This is a genomic window from Stappia sp., from assembly GCF_040110915.1.
Lineage (GTDB): Bacteria > Pseudomonadota > Alphaproteobacteria > Rhizobiales > Stappiaceae > Stappia.
The window spans coordinates 3,540,772-3,563,655 of the sequence record NZ_CP157793.1; the positions used below are offsets into that span (position 1 = coordinate 3,540,772).

Sequence of the window (22,884 nt, forward strand, 5' to 3'; positions counted from 1 at the left end):
AGGCGAAGGGGGAAGCCGCCATGGTGCATGTGCTCGTCACGGGTGCGGGGGGAATGATCGGGCGCAAGCTGCTCGAGGTGCTCGCCAGCGGCGGGACGCTCGCCGGGCGGGAGGTGACCCGCATGACCCTGTCGGATCTGGTCGCGCCGCAACCGCCCGAGTTCACCGCCATGCCGGTGACCAGCCTGGCCGGCGACTTCGCCCGTCCCGGCGCCGCCGAGGACCTGGTGGCGCATGAGCCCGATGTGATCTTCCATCTCGCCGCCGTCGTCTCCGGCGAGGCGGAGACGGACTTCGAAAAGGGCTACCGCGTCAATCTCGATGGCACGCGGGCGCTGTTCGAGGCGATCCGCGCCGTTGGCGGCGGCTATCGTCCGCGCGTGGTCTTCGCCTCCTCGCTCGCCGTCTTCGGCGCGCCGCTGCCCGACCCGATCCCCGACACCCACCACCGCACGCCGCTGACCTCCTACGGCACGCAGAAGGCGATCGGCGAACTGCTGCTCAACGACTACACGCGGCGCGGCTTCCTCGACGGCGTGGGCCTGCGCCTGCCCACGCTCGTGGTGCGCCCCGGCAAACCGAACCGCGCCGCCTCCGGCTTCTTCTCCGGCATCATCCGCGAACCGCTGAACGGCGAGGAAGCGGTCCTGCCGGTCGCCGACGACGTGATGCACTGGATGGCGAGCCCGCGCGCGGCCGTCGGCTATCTCATGCATGCGGCAAGCCTCGACACGGCCGCGCTCGGCGACGACCGCAACCTCACCATGCCCGGCCTCGCCGTGACAGTGGCCGAGGAAATCGAGACGCTCGCGCGCATCGCCGGCCCGACGCGCACGGAGTTGATCCGCCGCGAACACGACGCGGCGATCGCGAGGATCGTCGCCGGCTGGCCGCGCCGCTTCACGGCCGCCCGGGCCGAGGCGCTCGGCTTTCGCCCCGATCCCGACTTCGAGACGCTGGTGCGCGCCTATATGGTCGACGCCGGCATCGGGGCGAGCGTGCCGCCGGCATCGGGACGCTCGGGCTGATCCGCGCTTTTGGCATTGATCGGCAACGGTGTCCCCGGCCACAATCGACGGCATGAGGGACACAGCACACAGTGGCTCCACCGACGATGACGGCGCGACCGGGCCCGGCGCCACACCGTCGACGGCCGAGCGCATTCTGGAGGCCGCCCGCGCGCTGATGCGCGACGCCGGCGCCGATCACGTGGCCGTCACCGCGATTGCCCGCCGGCTGGGCATGTCCCATTCCAACGTCTATCGATTCTTCCCCAACAAGGCGGCGCTGCTCGACGCGGTGATGACGGCCTGGCTGCGGGAGATCGAGGACACGCTCGCCGCCACGGTGGAGGCCATGCCGGCTCCGGTCGACCGTCTCGCCGCCTATGTGCTGACCTTGCAGGACGAGATGCGCCGCCGCGCGCGGGCCGATCCGGCGGACTTCGCCGCCTACGCCGCCCTGTCGGAGCGCGCCGCCGGTGCCATGACGGCCCATGCGACGCGCTGCCGGGCGATCCTGGAGGCCATCCTGCGCGACGGGATCGCGCGCGAGGCCTTCGCGATTGCCAATGTGACGGCGGCCGCGCGCGCCATCGACAACGCCACGCTCTCGCTGCGCCACCCGAAGTTGGTTCACCAGGCGCTCGCGACCGCAGCCGATGGATCAGGCGAACCGGCGGGCGACGCCGCATCGGTCTCGGGTGAGGAGGCGGAGGATCTGGTCGTGCTGATCCTGGACGGCATCCGCCGCTGAGCGCGCGCGGATCGCCGATTCGCTCAGCCGGCGCCATTGGCCGCCAGCGCGGCGTCGATCATGTCCTGCCCGATGCGATCGCGAAACTGGTCCCATACGGGCTTCATCGCCTCGACCCAGGCCCGGCGCTCTTCCGGCGTGAGCTGGCGCACGGTGCCGCCGGCCTCGATGATCTTCTGCCGGCTTCGGGCGTTGATCGCCTCGGCCCGCGCGTTGAAGCTGTCCAGCACCTCGCTGAAGATCGACAGGAACTGAATGCGCACCGCCGGTTCGAGCCCGTCCAGCCATTCCTTGGACGTCAGCGCGAGATAGGCCAGGAGCTGGTGGTTGGTCTCGCTCACGCCATTCTGCACCTGGAAGAAGCGCTGCGTGTAGATGTTGGACCAGGTGTTTTCCTGCCCGTCGACCACGCCGCGTTCGAGCGCGGCGAACACATCCTTGAACGGCAGCCGCCGCGCGGTCCCGCCCAGCGCCTCGATCATGGCGACGGCGACGGCCGAGGGCTGAACGCGGAACGCCAGCCCTTGCGCGTCTTGCGGAACGAGCAGCGGGGTCGTGGCGGAAAACTGTTTCAGCCCGTTGAAGAGATAGCCGAGCCCCACGAAGCCGACATCCTCCATCGCCCGCAGCAGTTCCCGCCCCTTCGAGCCGTATGCGAAGGCGTTGACCGCGGCCATGTCCTCGAACAGGAACGGCAGGTCGAACAGACGATACTTCAGGGTATAGGCCTCGAACTTCGACAGCGACGGCGCGGCGATCTGCACCTCGCCCATCAACAGCGCCTCCATCACCGCATTGTCGTCGAAAAGCTCCGAGTTCGGATAGACCCGCATGCAGGCCTTTCCGTCCATCTCGGCGTTGACGCGCGCCGCCAGGGCGGTCGCCATCTCCCCCTTGGGATGCCCCCTGGCCGCGACCACATGGGCGAAGCGGATGACCAGTTCCCCGTCCTGACAGACCTCGGCCTGCGCCGGGGCCGGTCGAAGCACCGCGACAAGCGCCAACAGGAAAAGCCAGGTCGCGAATGTCCTCATGAGCCCTCTCAAGATCGATCTGCGCGCGCGGCCGGCCGGCGTCCGCCTCGCCCGCGCGCCACTCGAACGCCGCAGGCTAGGCAGCGCCGGTTGACCGTCGATTAACGTCGGGCGGGGGGCCGTCCCTCAGGTCCGCCGGTCGGCGCGGATCATCTCGGCCGCCTTCTCCGCGATCATCATCGTCGGCGCGGCCGTGTTTCCCGATGTGATCGCCGGCATCACGGAGGCATCGGCGACGCGCAGCCCCGCGATCCCCCGCACCCGCAGGCGCGGATCGACCACCGCGTCGGGGTCGGCGCCCATGCGGCAGGTGCCCACGGGATGGAAGATCGTCGTTCCGATGTCGCCGGCCGCCCGGGCCAGCGCCTCGTCGGTCTGCGCCGCCGAACCCGGCAGATGCTCGACCGGGGAATAGCGCGCGAGCGGGTCGGCCTGCATGATCCGCCGGGTGAGGCGGATGCTGTCGGCCGCGACCTTGCGGTCGGCCTCGGTTGCGAGATAATTCGGCCGGATCTCGGGATGCTCGCCCGCGTCGGCCGAGCGAATATGCACATGGCCCCGGCTTTCGGGGCGCAGATTGCAGACGCTGGCCGTGATCGCGGGAAAGGGATGCAGCGGTTCGCCGAAGCGGTCGAGCGACAGCGGCTGCACGTGATACTCGATGTTGGCGGTCTCGAAGGAGGGATCGGAGCGGGCGAAGACGCCGAGCTGGCTCGGCGCCATCGACATCGGCCCGGAGCGCCTGAAGGCATATTCGGCGGCGATCTTCGCCTTGCCCCAGAGGCTCGACGCAAGCTGATTGAGCGTCACCGCGTTGGCGACCTTGAACACGGTGCGGATCTGCAGATGGTCCTGCAAGTTCGCGCCGACGCCCGGCTTTGCCAGAACCGGCGCAATGCCATGACGCCCCAGAACGGCCGGATCGCCGATGCCCGAAAGTTCCAGAAGCTGCGGCGAGCCGATCGCGCCGGCCGCCAGAACCACCTCGCCCTCGACCGAGACGCGCGCCGGCGCGCCGTCGACGGTGAGCTCAAGTCCGCGGACACGCCCTTCCGCGATTTCGAGGCGCGCGACCTGCGCCTTGGTGACGACCCTGAGATTGGGCCGGCGCATCACCGGCTTGAGGAAGCCCTTGGCCGCCGTCCAGCGCACGCCGCCGCGCTGCGTGACCTGAAAATAGGACGAGCCGAAATTGTCGCCCCGGTTGAAGTCGTCGACCTTGGGGATGCCAACGGAAGCGCAGGCCTCGCGCACCGCGTCCAGGATTTCCCAGGACAGGCGCTGCTCCTCGACCCGGCATTCCCCGCCCTGGCCGTGCATGTCGTCGTCGAGCGCATAATGATCCTCGGCGCGCCGGAACAGCGGGAGCACATCGTCCCAGCCCCAGCCCGTGCAGCCCATCTGGCGCCAGCCGTCATAGTCGCGCGCCTGGCCGCGCATGTAGATCATGCCGTTGATCGCGGAACAGCCGCCAAGCACCCGTCCGCGCGGATAGGCCAGCGCCCGCCCGTTCAAGCCCGGATCGGGCGCGGTCTTGTAACCCCAGTCGGTTCTGGGGTTGCCCATGCAGTAGAGATAGCCGACCGGAACGTGGATCCAGATGTAATCGTCGGTGCCGCCGGCCTCCAGCAGCAGCACCCGCACGTCCGGATCGGCGGACAGGCGATTGGCCAGCACGCAGCCGGCCGATCCGGCGCCGACGATCACGTAATCCCAGGACCCCAGATCCTCCCTCAGATCCTCCCCCGGATCCCCCCCCAGTTCCCCCGAAGACCCCGGATTCTTCCCGGATGTTTCCCCCATCGACGCTCCCCCGCCTCGCCGCGCCTTTCAGATGACGCTTATTGAAACCTGTCATTCACCCCGTCGCCATCGAAGCGACGGGGACGCGACCGGCACGATGACCCGACCCGCCTGCCATGGCAAGAGATGGGCAAGAGTTGTACAAGACAGGGGGCAAGGCTCGGGAAACAGCGATCTCGCGCGGTCTTCAAGCCCTCTCCGGATGTCTGGAAATGCGGAAACGCCGCGCGGCCGCCAGCCTCAGCCAGCCATCTCCGCTTCACGCACGGCCAGTTCGATCTCATCGACCAGCGCCGGTTCCAGGCCGAGCCTTGCGGCCAGCATCTGGAGATACGCCTTTTCGGCCGGATGGTCGGGATCGATGGCGAGCCGCGACACGGCGTAGATCTCGGTCGCCGTTTCCGGGCAGGTCGCGCTGGCCACCACCTTGTCGAGGTCGAGCGGCGCGCGCAACTCGTCCATCAGGAACGCCTTGGCCTCCGCATCGAGGCCCGCCTCGTCGATCTTGGCGAAGATGCGGTCCTGTTCGTCCCGGTCGATGTGCCCGTCCGCCTTGGCGGCGGCGATCATCGCGGTCAGCAACGCCACGGCGAAAGTCTGCTCGCCGCCCGGCTGCTGCGCCGGATCGAAGGCCGTGCCGCGCGGCGCCTCGAGCGGGATCGGATCTTCCTGCGGATACTGCGGCCGCTGCTGGCCCTGCTGGTTGGCGCGATAGCCCTGATAGGCCTTGTAGGCGAGCCCGGCGACCAGCGCCATGCCGCCGTATTTCACAGCCGTCTTGCCGATCTTGCGTCCGCCCTTGGAACCGAGCATCAGGCCCGCGAGACCGCCGAGCGCCAGCCCGCCGCCCTGCGAGGTCAGGAAGTCGCGCCCCTGCGAGAGCAGGTCGCCCGATTGGCCCCGGCCCGCCCCCTGACCAGGATTCTGGCCCGCATTCTGGCCCGCCGGCTGACCGGGAGCGCCGCCCTGGCTTCCCATGAACTGTTCCAGAAGGGATTTCGCGTCGAACATTCTCCGGCTCCTGCTGATGGCTCGCGCCTGACCATATCAGGTCTCAGATGGGACGGCAGGCGCACGCGCGCAAGCGTCCGTCGACCGGATCCGCACGCCTTGCCCCATCCGAACCCCGGCCGGATGCCCGGCGGACATCAGGACGGGACGGGCAGCGGCAGCGTGTTGTCGTCCTTCAGCGTCTCCATGGCGATGGAGGAGCGCACGTTGCGCACCGCGTCATGCGGCAGCAGTTCCTCGTTGATGAAGCGGGCGAGCGCCGGCAGATCGGGCACGATCACCTTGAGCAGGTAATCCATGTCCCCGGTCATCGCATGCGCCTCCTGCACCTGGGCAAGGGCGCGCACCAGATCGCGAAAGCGGCGCGCGTTCTGCCGGCTGTGCGCCTCGAGCGCCACGCCGACGAAGGCGGTCACCGTCAGCCCGACCGCCGCCGGCGCGATGTCGGCGCGATAGCCGCGCACGATGCCGGCCTCCTCCAGACGCTGCCGGCGCCGCGACACCTGCGAGGCGGACAGGCCGATGCGCTCGCCGAGCTGCTGATTGGTCAGCGCGGCGTCCTCCTGCAGGCTCACGAGAAGACGTGTATCGAATCCATCGAGCTCGATCATGTCGCGCATCATAGCGGCAATCGACGCACGTTTCATGCATTTTTCAGGCACGTTTCCTCGCGAATGCACACACAGTGCGTGCCGGCTCTGGCACACTCGAACTGAGACAAGGTGACGCAGAAACATGACGCAGCCGCGTCGCCGGCTCGCGCAGTCGAGGAGGACATCATGGGACCGTTTCCGCACAATGCCCCGCCGGCGAGGATCGACGCCGACAACCCGGCCGGGACCGACGGCTTCGAATTCGTCGAGTTCGCCCATCCCGAGCCGGAGAAGCTCGACACGCTCTTTCGCAAGATGGGCTACGTGCCGGTCGCGCGGCACAAGACAAAGGCGATCACCGTCTATCGCCAGGGCGACATCACCTACATCCTGAACGCCGAGCCCGGCAGCCACGGCATGCGCTTCGTCGACGACCACGGGCCTTGCGCGCCCTCCATGGCCTGGCGCGTGGTCGATGCCGAGCATGCCTTCGCCCATGCGGTGGCGCAGGGCGCGACGCCGTACGAGGGCGACGACAAGGTGCTGGACGTGCCGGCCATCGTCGGGATCGGCGGCTCGCTGCTCTATTTCGTCGACACCTATGGCGACAAGGGCTCGGCCTATGCGGCCGACTTCGAGTGGCTCGGCGCGGTCGATCCAAAGCCCGAGGGCGTGGGCTTCTACTATCTCGATCACCTGACCCACAACGTCTATCGCGGCAACATGGACAAGTGGTGGGACTTCTACCGCACGCTCTTCAACTTCAGGCAGATCCACTATTTCGACATCGACGGGCGCATCACCGGCCTCGTCAGCCGGGCGATCACCTCGCCCTGCGGCAAGATCCGCATCCCGCTGAACGAGTCCAAGGACGACACCAGCCAGATCGTCGAATACCTGAAGAAGTACAACGGCGAGGGCATCCAGCACATCGCGGTCGGTACCGACGGGATCTACGACGCCACCGACCGGCTGGCCGACAACGGCCTGAAGTTCATGCCGGGTCCGCCGGAGACCTATTACGCGCGTTCGCACGAGCGGGTGAAGGGTCACGACGAGCCGCTGGAGCGGATGAAGACCCACGGCATTCTGATCGACGGCGAGGGGGTGGTCGACGGCGGCACGACCAAGATCCTGCTGCAGATCTTCTCCAGGACGGTGATCGGGCCGATCTTCTTCGAGTTCATCCAGCGCAAGGGCGACGAGGGATTCGGCGAAGGCAACTTCCGCGCGCTCTTCGAATCCATCGAGGAAGACCAGATCCAGCGCGGCGTGCTGAAGGTCGACGCGGCCGAGTGATGTCCGTCTCCGGCCGGACCATCGCCGGCGGGCCCTATTGATCGACAGACCGGGTGCGGAGCCCACGCTTCGCACCCGTTTTCCTGTCCGCGTCGAAGGCCTCGCCGACCGCCCGGCGGCTGTGCTGTCTGCGAGGCTACCGCCGCGCGGCGGCCAGCGTGTCCAGAAACGCCCGCGACCAGGCGGCCGCGTCGTTCTCGCAAATGCGGTCGAACATCGCCTGCCAGCGGTCGCGGCGTTCGTCGAGCGGCATGTTGAGCGCGGTCTGCAGGCTCGCCGCGACCCCCTCGGCCGAATAGGGATTGACGATCAACGCCTCGCGCATGGTCTCCGCAGCCCCCGCGAAACGCGACAGCACGACGACGCCGGGGTCCTCCGCCCGCTGTGCCGCGACGAATTCCTTGGCGACGAGGTTCATCCCGTCGCGCAGCGGCGTCACCAGCGCGATCCGGCTGGCGCGATAGATGCCGGCAAGCGAGCGGCGCGTGAACCCGCGCGTCATGTAGCGGATCGGCGTCCAGTCGAGATCCGCGAAGCGCCCGTTGATGTTGCCGGCCAGTTCCTCCAGTTCGCTGCGGATGTCCGCATAGGCGTCGAGTTCGGACCTCGAGGGCGGCGCGACCTGCATCAGGCTCACATGCCCCCGGTTTTCCGGGTAGTCCTCCAGCAACCGCTCGAAGGCGCGGAAGCGCTGCGGCAGCCCCTTGGAGTAGTCGATCCGGTCGACGCCGATGATCTGCTGACGGCCGGCGAGCAGCTTTTCCAGCCGGTGGGTCTGACGCCGCGCCTCCACCGTGGTCGCCTGCCGCGCAAAGCCGGCCGCGTCGATGCCGATGGGAAACGCCCGGGCCACCACCTTGCGCCCGTCCACCAGAAAGCTCTCGTCCGCGCCTTCCACGAGGTCCAGTTCCTCGGTGACGAAGCGGCGGAAATTGGCGGCGTCACGCGTCGTCTGGAAGCCGATCACGTCATAGGCGAGCATGCGCCGCACCATCGTCGCCGCGCTCGGCAGCGCCGCGAGCACCTCCGGCGGCGGAAAGGGGATGTGCAGGAAGAAGCCGATGGGGTTGTTGACCTCCATCGCCCGCAGTTCCGCGCCGAAGGGAAAGAAGTGATAGTCGTGCACCCAGATGGTGTCGCCGGGCTCGATCAACGGCCGCAGGCGGGCGGCGAAGCGCGCGTTCACCCGGCGATAGCCCTCCTCCAGGCGCCGGTCGAAGGCGGCCAGATCGAGCCGGTAGTGCAGCACCGGCCAGAGCGACTCATTGGCAAACCCGACGTAGAATTCGTCGTGATCGGCCTGCGTCATGTCGAGGGTGACGAGGGAGACCTTGCGGTTGCCCTCGCGCTTGAGGTTGCCGAAGGTCCCCTCCTCCGAGACCTCGCCGCTCCAGCCGAACCAGATGCCCCCGGTCGCGGTCAGCGTGTCGACGAGCGCGACCGCCAGCCCGCCGGCACGCCCGGTGTCCTTCAGGGGGCCGACACGGTTGGACACGACGATCAGACGCGACATGAGCTTCCTCCAGGGTGACGCAACCGGCACGGACGGCGCGGGATCGCACCGTCTCGCGGGTCGCGTTTCAAAACACCGGCGGTCGGTCCCCCGTGGCCGCGCGGGCGCGGGGACGCGCGCGGCCGCTCAGACCAGGCTTTCCCAGCTGCGCGACAGGCGCACCGCCCCGTTGATGATGCCGACCATCGAATAGGTCTGCGGGAAGTTGCCCCACAGCTCGCCGGTCGCCGGCGTCGTATCCTCCGACAGGAGACCGACGTGATTGCGGCAGGCCAGCATCGTCTCGTAGATCTCGCGCGCCTCTTCCGTCCGGCCGATGCGCACGAGCGCGTCGATGTACCAGAAGGTGCAGATGTTGAAGGCGTTTTCCGGGGCGCCGAAATCATCCGGCGCGTGATAGCGGAACAGGTGGTTGCCGCGCCGGAGCGTCGCGCCGACATGCTCCACCGTGGCGATGAAACGCGGATCGTTTGCCGGCAAAAAGCGCACCTCCGTCATCAGAAGGAGGCTTGCGTCCATGTCCTTGCCCTCGAAGCTCTCGACGAAGGAGCCGACTTCCGGGTTCCAGCCCCGCTCCAGGATCGTGGCGTGGATCTGGTCGGCGCGGCGCTGCCACAGCTCCGCGCGGTCGCGACGGTCGAACTGGCGCGCGATCTTGGCGAGCCGGTCGCAGGCCGCCCAGCACATCAGCGAGGACGAGGTGTGCACCCTTGCCCGCGTGCGCAGCTCCCAAAGCCCCGCGTCGGGCTGGTCGTGCAGCGCATAGGCGCGCTCGCCGATGGTCTCCAGCCGCTCGAAGTCGTCGACGCCGGGCTGGCGCAAGAGCCGCTTGTCGAAGAACGCCTGCGAGGCGCCCAGCACGATGTTGCCGTAGACGTCATGCTGGAAGTGCTCATAGGCCTGATTGCCGACGCGCACCGGCCCCATGCCGCGATAGCCGGGCAGATCCACCGTGCGCTCCACCAGCGTCTTCTCCAGCGCGATGCCATAGAGCGGCTGCACGTGGTCGCCGTTGGTCATGGAGGCGATGTTGTTGATGTAGCGCAGGTAATTCTCCATCGTCTCCATTTCGGAGAGGGAGTTGAGCGCCCGCACCACGAAGAAGGCATCGCGCAGCCAGCAATAGCGGTAGTCCCAGTTGCGTTCGGTGTTCGCGGCCTCGGGGATCGAGGTCGTCACCGCCGCCACGATGGCGCCCGTTTCCTCGTAGGTGCACAGTTTCAGCGTGATCGCGGCGCGGATCACCGCCTCCTGATATTCCAGCGGCAGGCCCAGCCGGCGCGTCCAGGTGCGCCAGTAGTGCACGGTCTGGTCCTCGAAGTCGCGGCACAGCGTTTCGGGGTGATTGGTCAGGCTTTCGTCGGGACCGAGATAGAGGGAGATTGGCCCGTCGAGCAGGAACGGCGTCTCGTCGCGCACATAGGTGATCGAGGCGTTGGTCGTCAGCCGCAGCGTGAGGCCGTTGCCGACGAAGCGCATGTGGTTGGAGCCGAAGGTCATTTCGGGATCGCGCGCGCCATAGGCGAAACGCGGGCGGCAGCGCACCCGGATGCGCGGATGTCCGGCAATGGGGCGCACCCGGCGCACCAGCGCGGTCGGGCGGAACATCCGCCCCTTGGTGCGGAAGCGCGGCGCGAAATCTGTGATCTCGATGGCGTTGCCGCTCCCGTCGAAGAGACGGGTGACAACGACGGCCGTGTTTTCCAGATAGGCCTGTTCGCTGCGCACCACGCCTTCCAGCTCGATCGCGAAGGCGCCGTCCGCCGGATCGCCGTTGGACCCCAGCAGGCCATGAAACACGGGATCGCCGTCGAAGCGCGGCAGGCAGCACCAGACGATCCGCGCCATCTTGTCGATCAGGCCGGCAAAGGAGCAATTGCCGACGATGGCGAGATCGAGGGAGGGATGGGGCGCACTCGTCATTCAGGCAATCTCCGGGGATGGGCATGGGCGGGAAGGTCGCGCGACAGCCAGCGATGGACCTCGGCGACATCGGCCAGACGGAAGCGGGCGGCGCTTTCGGCCTCGCCGACCTTGATGCCGAAGCCGCCCATCGCCTGCGCGGCGTCGATGCCGTCCTCGTCGGTGACGTCGTCGCCGAGGAACACGGGCGTGCGGCCGCGAAACGGCCGGCGCTCCATGAAGCTGCGCACCGCCCACCCCTTGTCGCGATAGGCGGGCTTCGCCTCGACCACCATCTTGCCACGCACCAGATGCAGATCCGGCAGCCCGGCGATGGCCTCCCGCATCACGTCCAGAACCGCCGCCTCGCAGTCCGGGGCGATGCGATAATGCACGGCGATTGCCGCTCCCTTATCCTCGATCGACACGCCCCGTCCGAGCAACCCGCTGCCCGAAAGCGCCGCCTTGAGCGCGGAAAGCTCCGGCCCGACGGGTGCCGCCTCGACCGGCTCGTCCGGATGCAGGCGGGTTTCGAGACCATGCAACCCGGCACAGGGCAGCGCCAGCGGCGCGAGATAGTCGTCGATCTCGTGGATGGGACGTCCGCTCACCACCGCGACCGCGCCGTCGAGATGATCGAGCACGCGCTGCAGATGACCGAGCAACCGGCGGTCGACAAGAACGGCGTCCGGCGTCGGCGCGATGTCCACCAGCGTGCCGTCGAAATCCAGGAACAGCGCGAAGTCGTCGGAGACGGGAGGAGGTGCGTTCATTGCCGCAAGCCTAATCAAAGTCGGCGACGATGAGAAGCGGCGCCATCGCCCTTCGCCTGCCGCAGCGTTGAGGTTGTGCGCCACCCCGCCGGTCAGACACGCTCGAACAGGGCAGCCGTGCCGAGCCCGCCGGCGCTGGCGATGGCGGCAAGCGCCTGTGCTCCGCGCGGCGCCTGCGCCAGTTCATGAAACGCCCGAACGGCCAGAATGGCCCCCGAGGCGCCAATGGGATGCCCGCGCGCCAGCGCCCCGCCGCTCCGGTTCACGCGGTCCGGGTCGAGCCCCAGCCGTGTAACGCAGGCAATCGCCTGAACCGCATAGGCCTCCATCACCTCGCACAGGGCGACGGCGGCGAGATCGACGCCGGTGCGCGCGGCAAGCGCCCGTCCCGCCGCCACCGGCGCAAGCCCCGGCAGGGTCGGATCGCCGCCCGCCGAAACGCCGTCGACAATCCGCACCGCATGCGCCGCGCCATGACGCGCGAGCCAGGTATCGGAGACCACACAGACGACGGCCGCCGCATCCGCCGCGACGGCGGCCGTGGCGGCGCGCAGGGCCGTCTCGCCACAGCGCGCCAGCACGGGCGAGCGCGCGCAGGTGCGCGGGTCGAGATCGCGCGCAAAGGCGTCGCGGGTCGCCCCGGCGACGGGCACCAGCTCGGCCGCGAAGCGCTGCTCCGCCTCGGCGCGCCGCGCGCGGGCGTGACTGTCCACCGTCCAGGCGATCTGGGCCTCCTGATCGATGCCGAGCCGCGCCGCGAGATCGGCGGCGGCCGCATCCATGTCGGGATCGCGCTCCGGCCAGGGCGTGAACGGCGGACGGTCGTAGGCCCGCGGCGCGTCGCCCGCCTCCAGAGGTCGCGTCATGCGGATCGGCGCGCGCGAATAGCTTTCGACGCCGCCGGCCAGCACGCAGTGGGCGCGCCCGCTTTCGATCAGCCGCGCGGCGAGAAGGATGGCGTCGAGACCGGACGCGCACTGCCGGTCCAGGGTGAGCGCCGGCACCGCCTCCGGCAGACCGGCAAGCAGCGCAACCCGGCGGGCCGGATTGCCGCCGCCGTAGAGCGCATTGCCGAGAAGCACCTCGTCCACGGCCTCCCCGGTGACACCCGCGTCGGCGAGAACGGCGCCGACAACCGGCGCGGCCAGGGCATCGACCTCCAGCCGCGACAGGGCGCCGTTGCGCGGGGCGACGGCGCTACGCCGCGCCGCGACCAGATAGGCCCGGGCCGTCATCCGCCATCGCCTCCTTGTCAAGCCGCGCCCGCAGCGCGGCCAGGTCCGTCTTGCCGCCGGGCGTCAGCGGCCACTGTGCAAGGCAAGTCAGGACGCGCGGCACCTTGGCCGGCGCGAGCCGGTCCCGGCAATGGCGCAGCACATCGCTCGCGAGCGCGTCGGACGGCGCACGATCCGCGACCGGTTGCACGACCGCGACGATCTCCTGCCCGCGCAAGGGGTCGGGACGGCCGAAGGCGGCCGCCTGCGCGACGGCGGGATGCGCCGTCAGGACGCTTTCTATCTCTTCCGCATAGACATTGATCCCCGACGTCACCAGCATCCGCGACGCCCGCCCGGCCAGATGCAACGCCCCGTCCGCACCGATCCAGCCCCGGTCTCCGACTGTCAGCCAGGCCCCCTCCCGACGCGTCTCGGGTTCCTCGCCCATGACATAGCGGTCGAACAGCATGGCCGAGCGCACCCAGATCGTGCCCGCGCGACCGGCCGGAACCGGCTGCCCGTCCGCATCGCGCACCGCGATGTCGACACCGGGAAGCGGGCGTCCGACGGACCCGGCCGGATCGCCCGGCCGGCGCGCGGTGACGAAGCTCGTTTCCGAGGTCCCGTAGAACTCATGCAGCTCGGCATTGGGGCAGGCTTGCGCCACGCGGGCATCCCCGCCCTGCCACTTCGCGCCGCTCACGAGGATGCGCCGCAGGGCGGGCAGCGCGATGTCGCCGCGTCGGGCCGCATCGACGATCATCTGAAGCTGGGTCGGCGTCGCATAGAGCACCGTGGTGGCCGCGTCGGCCATCCGCCGCACCACCCGCCGGGGATGAAACCGCCCCGCCACATCGAGCCGGGCACCGAGATGCACGGCATGGATCGCCCCGAAGAGATGCAGCGAATGGCCGAGGCTTCCGGGCACGAACACCCGGTCGGCCGCGGACAGCCCGAAGGCGTGCTCGCAGACCGCGAAACTCGAAATCCAGGAGCCATGACTGCGCTGAAACGCCTTGGGCGCGCCCGTGGAACCGGACGTCAGGCCGATGTAGAAGGGGCGATCCGCGCCCTGCGGGCCATCGACGGCGGAAGCCTCGCGCGCTCCCGACGGGGCTTGCCCGCGCGGTCGCGGGTCTTCGCCCACGCGCACGCAGCCCAGGCGCTGCGACAGCCGGTCCGGGTCCAGCGTCTGCTGGGAGGGGTCGAACACGACCGCCACCTGTCCGCCGGTCGCGGCCGCCAGAATGCGGATCAGGGTTTCGGCGGGCGCCTGCGTCGTGGCGATGGCGACCCTCGCCCCCGCGCCGGCCATCGACCGGGCGGCCTCGGCTTCGACCCGCGCCGCGAGGGCACCCCAGGTCACGCTCCGCTCGCCGTCGTCCAGCGCAATCGCGTTGTCCGCGGTCGCCGCGTGATGCCAAAGCGTGCCTCCGACCACGGTGACTGTCATGATAGAGACCTCATGCCCGCGAGAGAAGCGCGTGCGGTCGGCCGTGCGCCAGAGCCTGCGCGATCGTCGCGACGACGAAGGCCTTGATCACGTCTCCGGGCAGATAGGCGATCGCCCCGAAGACCGCTGTGCCGAGCGGCAGATCGCCCACCAGCGCCATGCCGGGAATGCCCATGGCATAAAGCACGAGAATCCCGCCGACGGAGGAGGCCAGCAGGGCGGTTCCGAACACGGACCATCCGGACATGCTGCGCATGATCCAGCCGGCCACGAAAGCGGCAACGGGAAACCCGAAGAGAAACCCCGCCGAGGGGCCGAAAAACACATCGATCCCGCCGCGCGCGCCGGTGAGCAACGGCGAACCCAAGGCGACGAAGACGAGGAAAACCAGGACCGAAAGCGGTCCGAGCAGCGGGCCGAGAACGACCCCGGCCAGCATGACCCCGAGGCTTTGCACGGCAATCGGCACCCCTCCGGCGAAGGGCAGGGTCACCCCCGGGACGAGCCCGAGCGCGGCGATCACGGCCACGAGAATTGCGATAGCCATCAGGTCGCGACCGGCACGCATGCGCTTGAGGAGCCTTCTCTGTTCTGCTTCGTTCCGTCAGGCCTGTATCTTTCCGTAAGGCATGGGTCGGGCCGCGGATCGCCCACCGCGCGCCGCAACGCGCGCGGAGATCACGCCCCTAGCGTGATCGGCGGCATTAAAGGCCGACGGACGCAGCCACGCAACCGGTTTGCCCCTCCGTATTTCCGACGCGCGCCAGATTCCCATGGTTCATGCCGCTCCGGAAGGCGCCCTCCCGCTGAGACACGGATCATGAGCACAATCGCCATCGCGAGCGGAGGGCGCGGCCGGACCGACGGCCCGACATGCCGCCTCGGCCCGCTTCAGAACGCCGATGATCTGCCTCCCTGCAAGACGGGATCGCTTCGCCGCCGGCCGTCCCGGTCAGGGAACGCCCCCCGGACCGAGGGGCATCGAGGGAGCAGGTCGCCCTGCCCCGCGCCGGGCGGCGGCGATCGCCGCATCCGACCCTTCTTGTTGTCCTCCGCGACAGAGCTTGACGCGGCCCACATTTGGTATACCATCTGGATATCAAATGAATTCATGTTTGGAAGTGGGCATGGCGGGTACCGAGGCTAAGGGACTGACTCAGGACGCATACGAGAAGATCGCGGCGATGATCCTCTCCGGCGAATTGAAGGGCGGGGCGGTTCTCAATGACCGTCGTCTTTCGGATTCTCTCGGCATTTCAAGGACGCCCGTGCGCGAGGCCTTGGGCCGCCTGGAGGGCGAGGGCTATCTGGTGCGCTCGGGGCGGACCACGATCGTCAGCAAGATCGACCTGCAGGACATCCTTCAGATCATCTCGGCGCGCATTCTCATCGAGGGTGAAACCGCCCGTCTTGCCGCGGAGAAGATCGACGAAGCGCATCTCGAAGCGATGCGCGCCGCCGTGGAAGCCCTGCTGACGCATGAAGACGCGAGCCCGGACGAGCACTGGGGGGCGGACGACCTTGTGCACCTCGGGATCGCCGAGGCGGCGGGCAACATCTATCTGGCGCAGATCGTCGCCAACCTGCGCAAGCGGACCCGGATTTTCGGGATGAAACGCATCCCCTCCCGGTTCGAGCCGGGCATCCGCGAGCATCTCGCGATCATCGATGCACTTCATCGGCGCGATGCGCCCGCTGCCAGCCGTCTGATGTCCGAGCACATCGCCAGCGCAAGAGATGGCATCATCAACAGCTTTGTAGGGTAGGAAATGCAGAAGATTAATGGCCGCTCAGACGGCGTTTTCGTTATCTCGGTTACTCCGTTCGAAGAAAATGGCGCTCTGGATCTGGACGGCGTGGAGCAGATGGTGGATTTCTACAGATCCGCCGGAGCATCCGGACTCACGATTCTCGGCATGATGGGCGAAGCGCCCAAGTTGTCCCAGGAAGAGAGCACGGCCTTCGCCAGGCGCGTGATCAAGGCTTGCCCGGACATGCCGGTCGTGGTCGGCGTCTCCGCCCCGGGCTTTGCCGCCATGCGCGATCTCAGCGCGACCGTCATGGATGCCGGTGCGGCCGGCGTCATGATCGCGCCGCCGTCCAACCTGCGTTCCGACGACCAGATCCAGACCTATTACCGCCAGGCGGCCAACGTCATCGGGGCCGACACGCCGTTTGTCGTTCAGGATTTCCCGCTGGTCACCAATGTCGTGATCTCGACGCCGGTTCTTCTGCGCATCTTCGCCGAGAATGCCAACGCCGTGATGCTCAAGCACGAGGACTGGCCCGGCCTGTCGAAGATCTCCGCGCTGCGCGCCGCGGAAGCGGAAGGCGCCAAGCGCATCTCGATCCTGACCGGCAACGGCGGCCTCTTCCTGACGGAGGAAATGGAGCGTGGCGCGGACGGGGCCATGACGGGCTTCGCCTATCCCGAGATGATGGTCGGCGTGACCCGTCTGGCCAAGGCGGGCGAGCACGATCGCGCGCGGGACCTGTTCGACGCCTATCTGCCCCTGGCCCGATACGAGCAGCAGCCCGGTCTCGGTCTCGCGATCCGCAAACATATCCTTCGCCAGCGCGGCGCGATCCGCAGTGCGCGCCTGCGTCCGCCGGGTCCCGCCCTCACCCGGCAGGACCTCGGTGAAATCGACAAGCTGATTGCCCGGCAGACACAGCGTTTGTCGGCGCTCCACCTGAACGAAGGAGTGTAAGTCGCATGGCCCGACTTCTTTATCTGCAAAATGGCACCAGCCAGCAATCCGTCGCCCGGCTGGACGAACGCTTCGAAGGCTACGGCCTGCAGGTCGATCGCTTCTGGGCCTATCAGGGCGAGTTTCCCGAAACCCTCGACGATTATGACGGCATCTTTCTGTCGGGCAGTCCGCATGGCGCCTACGAGGATATCCCCTTCATCGCGCGCGAGCATGAGCTGATCCGATCGGCCGCCGACAAGAAGATCCCCATGCTGGGCATCTGCTTCGGCAGCCAGATTCTCGCCTCCGCCCTGTGCGGCAGGGACCAGGTGTTCCGCCGGTCGTTCTGCGAGGTCGGCTACAAATGGCTCCCGACCTCCGAGGCCATCAGAAACGACGCCATCACCAATGCGTGGGGCGAGCGTGTCTACATGTACGTCTGGCACAACGACGAAGTGCGTCATGAGCATCCGGACATGACGGTTCTCGCCTCGTCGGACCTCTGCCCGAACCAGGTCTGGCGCTACCGCGACGAGGCCATCTGGGGAATCCAGGGGCATCCGGAAATCTCGCTCGAGCAGTCGCGCATCTGGTTCGAGGAAAACCGCGAGCGCCTCATCAAGGACGGCGCGGATATCGACGAGCTCAACCGCACGGCGGACGACGCCGAGGTTGCGAAGACATCTCTGAAGAAGTTTGCCGACTTCGTGATCACGGCGGCGAGCGCGGAGACGAGACCCAGGGACGGTCTCGTGAAACCTGCATAAAAAATCCAGGGAGGAAGACATGAAAGCGATCAGAACAATACTTCTGGCCGGTGCCTTTGCAGCCGGCACATGTGCCGCGCAGGCGGAGGAAATGGTTTTCGCCAGCTGGGGAGGCAGCTACCAGGAGGCCATCTCCAAGGCCTGGCTGCAGCCGTTCTCCGAGGAAACCGGCATCGACATCATCCAGGATACCGAGCCGGAGGTGGCCCGCATCAAGGCGATGGTCGAGACCAACTCCCTGGAGTGGGACGTGGTCACCGGCGGCGGCTCGACGCTGATGCGCGGCGTGGCCTACGACCTGTTCGAGCCGATCACCGCGGACATGGTCGACCAGAGCCACGTCATCGAGGGCGCGAGGAACGACTATGGCGTTCCTTCCGAGATCTTCTCCACCGTGATCGGGTATTCGAAGGACGCCTTCCCCGATGGCGGGCCGCGGACCTTCGCCGACTTCTTCGATGTCGAGAAATTCCCGGGCATGCGCGCCGTGCCGGACCGGGCCGCGACGGTGCTTGAAGCCGCGCTTCTCGCAGATGGTGTTGCGCCCGCGGATGTCTACAAGGTGCTCGATACGGAAGACGGCTTCCAGCGTGCGCTCGACAAGGTCAGTTCCCTGCGCGACCACGTGGCCGTGTGGTGGAGCAGCGGCGCCCAGCCGGTTCAGGCCCTCGGCAGCGGCGAAGTCGTGATGGCGCTTGGCTGGAATGGCCGTTTTCAGGCGGGAATGGATGAAGGCCTCGACATCGAGATGTCATGGGCGGAATCCATCGCGCAGGTGGGTTACTTCATGATCCCGCGCGGCGCGCCGAACCGGGACCAGGCGATCAGGTTCCTCAACTACATGGTGCAGCCCGAAGCCCAGTCCCGCTTCAGCGAGTATGTGGCCTATGGCCCGGTGACGGACCAGGCGTGGGAGTTCATCGACGATGAACGCCAGGCGCGCCTGCCCTCCACGCCCGAGCGTCTGAAGAACGCCATCTTCATGGATATTGCCTGGTGGGCCGACAACGCCACGGCGGCTTCAGAGAAATACCGGCAAATGCTGCAGAAATAGCGGCATGTTGAAGGGGGCTTTTGCCCCCTCCCCCTCCCCGTCTTCTCCATCTCAGAATTTCCTAAGAAGGGCATCGCATGGCGATCGACTCCCATTGGTTCGCGCGTGAGGAGTACACGCAGCGCCTCGAAAGGGTTCAGGCAGAACTCAAGAGAAGGAAGCTCGATGGAATGCTGGCATTCCTTCCCGAGAGCGTCACCTATCTCACCGGGTTCTTCACGCGTGGCTACGGTTCATTCCAGTTCGCGATCATACCGGCCTCCGGAGATCCGACGCTGATCTGCCGCGACGTTGAAGAATACTACCTCGACGCGACCTGCATCTTCCCCGATCGCGTCATGTGGACCGACAGCGACGACAAGTCTGCACTGGCCGCGCAGGCGATCTCCTCGCGCCTCGGCAATGCGCCGCGGCTCGGGATCGAAATGGCGGCCTGGCCGCTCTCGGTGAAACGGTTCGAAAGCATCAAGTCCGGTCTGCCCGGCACCGAATGGGTCGACTGTTCCGACATCGTCAGCCGGATGCGGCTGATCAAGTCGCCGGCGGAAATCGCCTATCAGCGCAAGGCCGGCAAGGCCGCCGAAGCCGGAATGGCGGCAGCCATCGAGACGGCGAAGGACGGCAACAGCGAGCGCGAGATGGCCGCGGCGATCTGCGCGGCCATGGTGCGCGGAGGCAGTGACCTGCCCGGTCCCGGCGTTTTGTCTTCGGGCGAACGCGCCTTCCACCTTCACGGCGGATACACGGACAGGGTGTTGGCGCGCGGTGACATCGTTCAGGTCGAAACCACGCCCAACAGCCATCACTACCACGCGCGCTTCATGCGCCCCATCCGGGTCGGCGAGGCGAGCGACGAGGATCATCGCATCGTGGAAAAGCTGATCGAGATCCAGGACAGGGCCCTGTCGGAGGTGCGTCCCGGCGTGCCGGCCACGGTGCCGGATGCGGTGTACCGGGACGGCGTCCTGGGGGCGGGACTGCGCAAGACCTACACGAACAAGACCTTCTATTCGGTCGGGCTGCTTCTGAATCCGAACGGCGGAGAGCCGCTCGAAGCAGAGCCGAAGGCCTCCTGGAGTTTCCAGCCGGGAATGACCTTCCACACCTATGTCCTGGCGAAGGGGTTCGGCATGTCCGAGACGATTCTTGTCACCGGCGACGGCTACGAACGTCTCACCAACTTCCCCCGTCAGCTTTTTGTCGGGTGACGGGAAGCAAGACCTATCGGAGAAAGCGCCGATGAAAACCATGCCAAACATGCGCCCCGCCTTCTGGGCCTGGGTCGCGGTCGCGCCCCTGTTGATCTTTCTCGGGGTCCTGTTCTTCTTTCCGGCGCTTTCTCTGCTCGGCATCAGCTTCGGTGAAGATCAGCTGACATTCGAGCATTATCTGCGGATCGCAGACGTGCCGATCTATCGGCGGGTCCTGCTCAACACCTTCGCGATCTCCGCTCTCGTGACGCTGTTTTGCGTGATCGTGAGCTATCCGGTCGCATATCTTCTCGCGACGGTCAGTCCGAAGGTCCGAAAGATCCTGTTCATTGTGGTGCTCCTGCCGTTCTGGACGAGCGCGCTCGTGCGCACCACGGCCTGGATCATCCTGCTCCAGCGCAAGGGTGTCCTGAACGATCTGCTCACCGGGGCCGGTCTGATCGACGCGCCCATCGCGTTTGTCTACAATCTCTCCGGCGTCCTGATCGGCATGACGCATGTGCTGATGCCGTTTGTCGTGTTGCCGCTGTTCGCCGCCTTCATCAACATCGACCGCACGCTGGTCGAGGCCGCGGAAGGTCTTGGCGCCGGCCCATACAGCATCGGCCGGCGGGTCATCCTGCCGCTGACCGCGCCCGGCGTCATCGCCGGTGCGACCATCGTTTTCCTGAACTCCATCGGCTATTACATCACGCCCGCCCTGATGGGCGGCCCCGGTCAGACGATGATCGCGATGCTCATCGCCGACAACATCAACCGCGATCTCAACTGGAGTCTCGCCGCGGCCCTCTCCGTGGTGCTGCTCCTGTGCACCGTGGCGATCTTCGTCGTGTTCCAGCGCGTGTTCGGGCTGGAGCGCCTGCTGACCGGAAGCGCCTCGCGCGGGTCGACCGCGAAGTTTTCCATCGGCAACAAGGGGCGCACGGGGGGCGGCTGGCTCACCTTCGCCTGCGGTGTCGCTGTCCTGATCTTCCTGATCGCCCCCATTCTGATCGTGTTCCCGATGAGCCTGGGGTCGTCGCCGTTCCTCAGCTTCCCGCCGGAAAGCTACAGCCTGCGTTGGTTCGAGAACCTCTTCGAGGAGGCCAAGTGGATGCGGGGCGTGGTCAACTCGCTTCAGGCGGCGGGGGTGGCGGTCAGCCTGTCGGTTGTTCTGGGAACGCTTGCCGCCATCGGGACGATGCGTGTGGGCAGGCGCATGCGGCCCTGGCTGGAAACGGTCTTCATCCTGCCGATGGTCATTCCGGTGATCATCCTGTCCGTCGGCCTGTTCTACATGCTGGCGCCGCTCGGGGTGATCGGAAACCCGGCCACCCTCGGCCTGGCGCACAGCGTCCTGGCGGTGCCCTATGTGTTCATCACCGTCCGGGCGTCTCTCGTGGGGTTCGATCGCAACCTCGAACTCGCGGCCCTGAACCTGGGGGCGAGCTGGCCGGTCATGTTCCGCCGCGTCATGCTGCCCGCCATCATGCCGGGCGTGGCGGCGGGCGCGGTGTTCGCCTTCATCCAGTCCTTCGACGATGTCGTGCTGGCGCTGTTTCTCACCAACATCCGCTCCCGCACGCTCCCGCGCGTGATGTTCGAGGGCATGGTCCACGAGATCGATCCGACCATCATCGCCGCGTCGGCAATGATCATCTTGCTCACGCTGACATTGCTGGCAATCAACCTTCTTCTTTCGCGGAGACAATCCTGATGGAGAATTCGTCATCGGCGCGCTACGGCTTGCAGGGTCGGCCTGTCACCATTGCGGGGCTAAACAAGAGCTACGGAAACCTCAGGGTCCTGCACGATATCCACCTCGACATCGCGGCGGGAGAATTCTGCACGCTGCTGGGCGCGTCCGGCTCCGGCAAGACGACCATGCTCAAGGTGCTTGCCGGCTTCGAGCCCTTCGACGAAGGGCGGATCGAGGTGGACGGCCGCGACATCAGCAATGTCCCGGTCTCCAAGCGCAACATCGGGATGGTGTTCCAGAACTATGCGCTGTTTCCGCATATGAGCGTGCGCGAGAACGTCTCCTTCGGTCTCGACATGCGCAAGGTTCCAGGCGAGGAACGACGCAGGCGTGTCGCCGAAGTGCTTGACCTCGTCAGCCTCGGCGATTTCGCGGACCGGCTTCCCGGTTCGCTCTCGGGCGGTCAGCAGCAGCGGGTGGCTCTGGCGCGGGCGCTGGTCATCCGACCGGACATCCTCCTGATGGACGAACCGCTCGGGGCCCTCGACAAGAACCTCCGCCAGGCGATCCAGCTTCAGCTGAAACAGCTGCATCGCGAGCTCGGCGTCACGATCGTCTACGTCACCCATGATCAGGAAGAGGCGCTGCACCTGTCCGACACCATCGTCATCATGGACGAGGGGCGGATCAAGCAATCGGGGCCCGTGCGGGAACTCTACTTCAGGCCGAACAGCAGTTTCGTCGCCTGCTTTCTTGGCGAGTGCAACCTCATGAAGGACGCGAACGGCCGGGAGTTCGGCATCCGCCCCGAGGATATCCGCCTGCGCGCGCCCGGCGAGACGGCGGCTCATCTCGTCGAGGCGCATGTGGAAACCGTCGTGTTCACGGGTCCGGCGAGCAAGATCATCGCCCGGGCCAACGGCACCGAGATCTCCGCCAATGTCGCAAACTCCAGCGCGGTCGAAGGGCTCGATCGCGGCGCACCGGTGGAGTTTGCCTTCGATGAGGAGCGCGTTCTGCGGTTCAGCGCTTCGACCTAGAGCAATTCCAGCAAGAGTTGGAGACCTTCGCGCTCGCGAAATTGCATGAAGACAAACGCGTGGAGCATTTCGAGCGAGTCAGCATTCG

Annotated in this window: 20 protein-coding genes; 10 read left to right on the top strand and 10 right to left on the bottom strand. The window is 67.1% G+C overall.

The features are described 5' to 3' along the window. The first annotated feature begins 23 nt into the window (after positions 1-23). Together denD and ABL312_RS15770 are read left to right on the top strand one after the other, a co-directional pair. A complete protein-coding gene (gene denD / locus ABL312_RS15765) occupies positions 24-1,028 on the top strand; it encodes a D-erythronate dehydrogenase (protein WP_349361432.1) in 1,005 nt (334 codons plus the stop codon). 52 nt (positions 1,029-1,080) lie between these two features. Continuing rightward, positions 1,081-1,755 carry a TetR/AcrR family transcriptional regulator gene (locus ABL312_RS15770; protein WP_349358355.1) on the top strand — a complete coding sequence of 225 codons (675 nt, stop codon included), beginning with the start codon at positions 1,081-1,083 and terminating at the stop codon, positions 1,753-1,755. A 23-nt stretch (positions 1,756-1,778) separates the two neighbouring features. Here the strand turns inward: ABL312_RS15770 and ABL312_RS15775 are convergent, their stop codons facing one another. The 4 genes from ABL312_RS15775 to ABL312_RS15790 form a co-directional block, all read right to left on the bottom strand. Next, positions 1,779-2,789: a DctP family TRAP transporter solute-binding subunit gene (locus ABL312_RS15775; RefSeq protein ID WP_349358356.1), complete on the bottom strand. Its 1,011-nt coding sequence runs from the start codon at positions 2,787-2,789 to the stop codon at positions 1,779-1,781. 126 nt (positions 2,790-2,915) lie between these two features. Then, positions 2,916-4,514, bottom strand: a complete 1,599-nt coding sequence (locus ABL312_RS15780) for a GMC family oxidoreductase N-terminal domain-containing protein (RefSeq protein WP_349361433.1) — start codon at positions 4,512-4,514, stop codon at positions 2,916-2,918. A 318-nt stretch (positions 4,515-4,832) separates the two neighbouring features. Further along, positions 4,833-5,603: a tellurite resistance TerB family protein gene (locus ABL312_RS15785; RefSeq protein ID WP_349358357.1), complete on the bottom strand. Its 771-nt coding sequence runs from the start codon at positions 5,601-5,603 to the stop codon at positions 4,833-4,835. A 137-nt stretch (positions 5,604-5,740) separates the two neighbouring features. Continuing rightward, positions 5,741-6,214 (bottom strand): Lrp/AsnC family transcriptional regulator, encoded by a 474-nt coding sequence (locus ABL312_RS15790; RefSeq protein ID WP_349358358.1) that lies wholly within the window; start codon positions 6,212-6,214, stop codon positions 5,741-5,743. Between the two features lie 168 nt (positions 6,215-6,382). Here ABL312_RS15790 and hppD point away from each other — a divergent pair, with 168 nt between their 5' ends. Continuing rightward, positions 6,383-7,495, top strand: coding sequence for a 4-hydroxyphenylpyruvate dioxygenase (gene hppD / locus ABL312_RS15795; RefSeq protein WP_349358359.1), 1,113 nt, complete (start codon positions 6,383-6,385; stop codon positions 7,493-7,495). Between the two features lie 136 nt (positions 7,496-7,631). Here hppD and ABL312_RS15800 read toward each other — a convergent pair whose 3' ends face one another. The 6 genes from ABL312_RS15800 to ABL312_RS15825 form a co-directional block, all read right to left on the bottom strand. Continuing rightward, positions 7,632-9,008 (bottom strand): trehalose-6-phosphate synthase, encoded by a 1,377-nt coding sequence (locus tag ABL312_RS15800; protein ID WP_349358360.1) that lies wholly within the window; start codon positions 9,006-9,008, stop codon positions 7,632-7,634. Between the two features lie 126 nt (positions 9,009-9,134). Next, on the bottom strand, positions 9,135-10,931 hold the full coding sequence (locus ABL312_RS15805; RefSeq protein WP_349358361.1) for a glycoside hydrolase family 15 protein: 1,797 nt from the start codon (positions 10,929-10,931) through the stop codon (positions 9,135-9,137). Beyond that, positions 10,928-11,683, bottom strand: a complete 756-nt coding sequence (gene otsB, locus ABL312_RS15810) for a trehalose-phosphatase (RefSeq protein ID WP_349358362.1) — start codon at positions 11,681-11,683, stop codon at positions 10,928-10,930. Before otsB ends, ABL312_RS15805 begins: the two co-directional genes overlap by 4 nt. Before the next feature lie 92 nt (positions 11,684-11,775). Then, on the bottom strand, positions 11,776-12,918 hold the full coding sequence (locus ABL312_RS15815; RefSeq protein WP_349358363.1) for a thiolase family protein: 1,143 nt from the start codon (positions 12,916-12,918) through the stop codon (positions 11,776-11,778). Next, positions 12,881-14,353, bottom strand: coding sequence for an AMP-binding protein (locus ABL312_RS15820; protein ID WP_349358364.1), 1,473 nt, complete (start codon positions 14,351-14,353; stop codon positions 12,881-12,883). Before ABL312_RS15820 ends, ABL312_RS15815 begins: the two co-directional genes overlap by 38 nt. 10 nt (positions 14,354-14,363) lie before the next feature. Continuing rightward, positions 14,364-14,900, bottom strand: a complete 537-nt coding sequence (locus tag ABL312_RS15825) for a biotin transporter BioY (protein ID WP_349358365.1) — start codon at positions 14,898-14,900, stop codon at positions 14,364-14,366. A gap of 580 nt (positions 14,901-15,480) precedes the next feature. On the opposite strand from ABL312_RS15825, the gene ABL312_RS15830 reads away from it, so the two are divergent. The 7 genes from ABL312_RS15830 (at position 15,481) to ABL312_RS15860 (ending at position 22,796) form a co-directional block, all read left to right on the top strand. Beyond that, a complete protein-coding gene (locus tag ABL312_RS15830) occupies positions 15,481-16,119 on the top strand; it encodes a GntR family transcriptional regulator (protein ID WP_349358366.1) in 639 nt (212 codons plus the stop codon). A gap of 3 nt (positions 16,120-16,122) precedes the next feature. After that, positions 16,123-17,064, top strand: coding sequence for a dihydrodipicolinate synthase family protein (locus ABL312_RS15835; RefSeq protein WP_349358367.1), 942 nt, complete (start codon positions 16,123-16,125; stop codon positions 17,062-17,064). Positions 17,065-17,069: 5 nt separating this feature from the next. Next, positions 17,070-17,813 carry a type 1 glutamine amidotransferase gene (locus ABL312_RS15840; RefSeq protein WP_349358368.1) on the top strand — a complete coding sequence of 248 codons (744 nt, stop codon included), beginning with the start codon at positions 17,070-17,072 and terminating at the stop codon, positions 17,811-17,813. A 19-nt stretch (positions 17,814-17,832) separates the two neighbouring features. Beyond that, positions 17,833-18,867 (top strand): ABC transporter substrate-binding protein, encoded by a 1,035-nt coding sequence (locus ABL312_RS15845; protein WP_349358369.1) that lies wholly within the window; start codon positions 17,833-17,835, stop codon positions 18,865-18,867. A gap of 77 nt (positions 18,868-18,944) precedes the next feature. Then, positions 18,945-20,075, top strand: a complete 1,131-nt coding sequence (locus tag ABL312_RS15850) for a Xaa-Pro peptidase family protein (protein ID WP_349358370.1) — start codon at positions 18,945-18,947, stop codon at positions 20,073-20,075. A 31-nt stretch (positions 20,076-20,106) separates the two neighbouring features. Further along, positions 20,107-21,774: an ABC transporter permease subunit gene (locus ABL312_RS15855; RefSeq protein ID WP_349358371.1), complete on the top strand. Its 1,668-nt coding sequence runs from the start codon at positions 20,107-20,109 to the stop codon at positions 21,772-21,774. Beyond that, a complete protein-coding gene (locus ABL312_RS15860) occupies positions 21,774-22,796 on the top strand; it encodes an ABC transporter ATP-binding protein (RefSeq protein WP_349358372.1) in 1,023 nt (340 codons plus the stop codon). The genes ABL312_RS15855 and ABL312_RS15860 overlap by 1 nt, the downstream gene beginning before the upstream one ends. Positions 22,797-22,884: the final 88 nt, after the last annotated feature.

Bases quoted from the DNA above. Each gene is read 5' to 3' on its own strand.
- ABL312_RS15770 (WP_349358355.1), top strand. From the start codon at position 1,081: ATGAGGGACACAGCACACAGTGGCTCCACCGACGATGACGGCGCGACC.
- ABL312_RS15775 (WP_349358356.1), bottom strand. From the start codon at position 2,789: ATGAGGACATTCGCGACCTGGCTTTTCCTGTTGGCGCTTGTCGCGGTG.
- ABL312_RS15785 (WP_349358357.1), bottom strand. From the start codon at position 5,603: ATGTTCGACGCGAAATCCCTTCTGGAACAGTTCATGGGAAGCCAGGGC.
- ABL312_RS15790 (WP_349358358.1), bottom strand. From the start codon at position 6,214: ATGATCGAGCTCGATGGATTCGATACACGTCTTCTCGTGAGCCTGCAG.
- hppD (WP_349358359.1), top strand. From the start codon at position 6,383: ATGGGACCGTTTCCGCACAATGCCCCGCCGGCGAGGATCGACGCCGAC.
- ABL312_RS15800 (WP_349358360.1), bottom strand. From the start codon at position 9,008: ATGTCGCGTCTGATCGTCGTGTCCAACCGTGTCGGCCCCCTGAAGGAC.
- ABL312_RS15805 (WP_349358361.1), bottom strand. From the start codon at position 10,931: ATGACGAGTGCGCCCCATCCCTCCCTCGATCTCGCCATCGTCGGCAAT.
- otsB (WP_349358362.1), bottom strand. From the start codon at position 11,683: ATGAACGCACCTCCTCCCGTCTCCGACGACTTCGCGCTGTTCCTGGAT.
- ABL312_RS15815 (WP_349358363.1), bottom strand. From the start codon at position 12,918: ATGACGGCCCGGGCCTATCTGGTCGCGGCGCGGCGTAGCGCCGTCGCC.
- ABL312_RS15820 (WP_349358364.1), bottom strand. From the start codon at position 14,353: ATGACAGTCACCGTGGTCGGAGGCACGCTTTGGCATCACGCGGCGACC.
- ABL312_RS15825 (WP_349358365.1), bottom strand. From the start codon at position 14,900: ATGGCTATCGCAATTCTCGTGGCCGTGATCGCCGCGCTCGGGCTCGTC.
- ABL312_RS15830 (WP_349358366.1), top strand. From the start codon at position 15,481: ATGGCGGGTACCGAGGCTAAGGGACTGACTCAGGACGCATACGAGAAG.
- ABL312_RS15835 (WP_349358367.1), top strand. From the start codon at position 16,123: ATGCAGAAGATTAATGGCCGCTCAGACGGCGTTTTCGTTATCTCGGTT.
- ABL312_RS15840 (WP_349358368.1), top strand. From the start codon at position 17,070: ATGGCCCGACTTCTTTATCTGCAAAATGGCACCAGCCAGCAATCCGTC.
- ABL312_RS15845 (WP_349358369.1), top strand. From the start codon at position 17,833: ATGAAAGCGATCAGAACAATACTTCTGGCCGGTGCCTTTGCAGCCGGC.
- ABL312_RS15850 (WP_349358370.1), top strand. From the start codon at position 18,945: ATGGCGATCGACTCCCATTGGTTCGCGCGTGAGGAGTACACGCAGCGC.
- ABL312_RS15855 (WP_349358371.1), top strand. From the start codon at position 20,107: ATGAAAACCATGCCAAACATGCGCCCCGCCTTCTGGGCCTGGGTCGCG.
- ABL312_RS15860 (WP_349358372.1), top strand. From the start codon at position 21,774: ATGGAGAATTCGTCATCGGCGCGCTACGGCTTGCAGGGTCGGCCTGTC.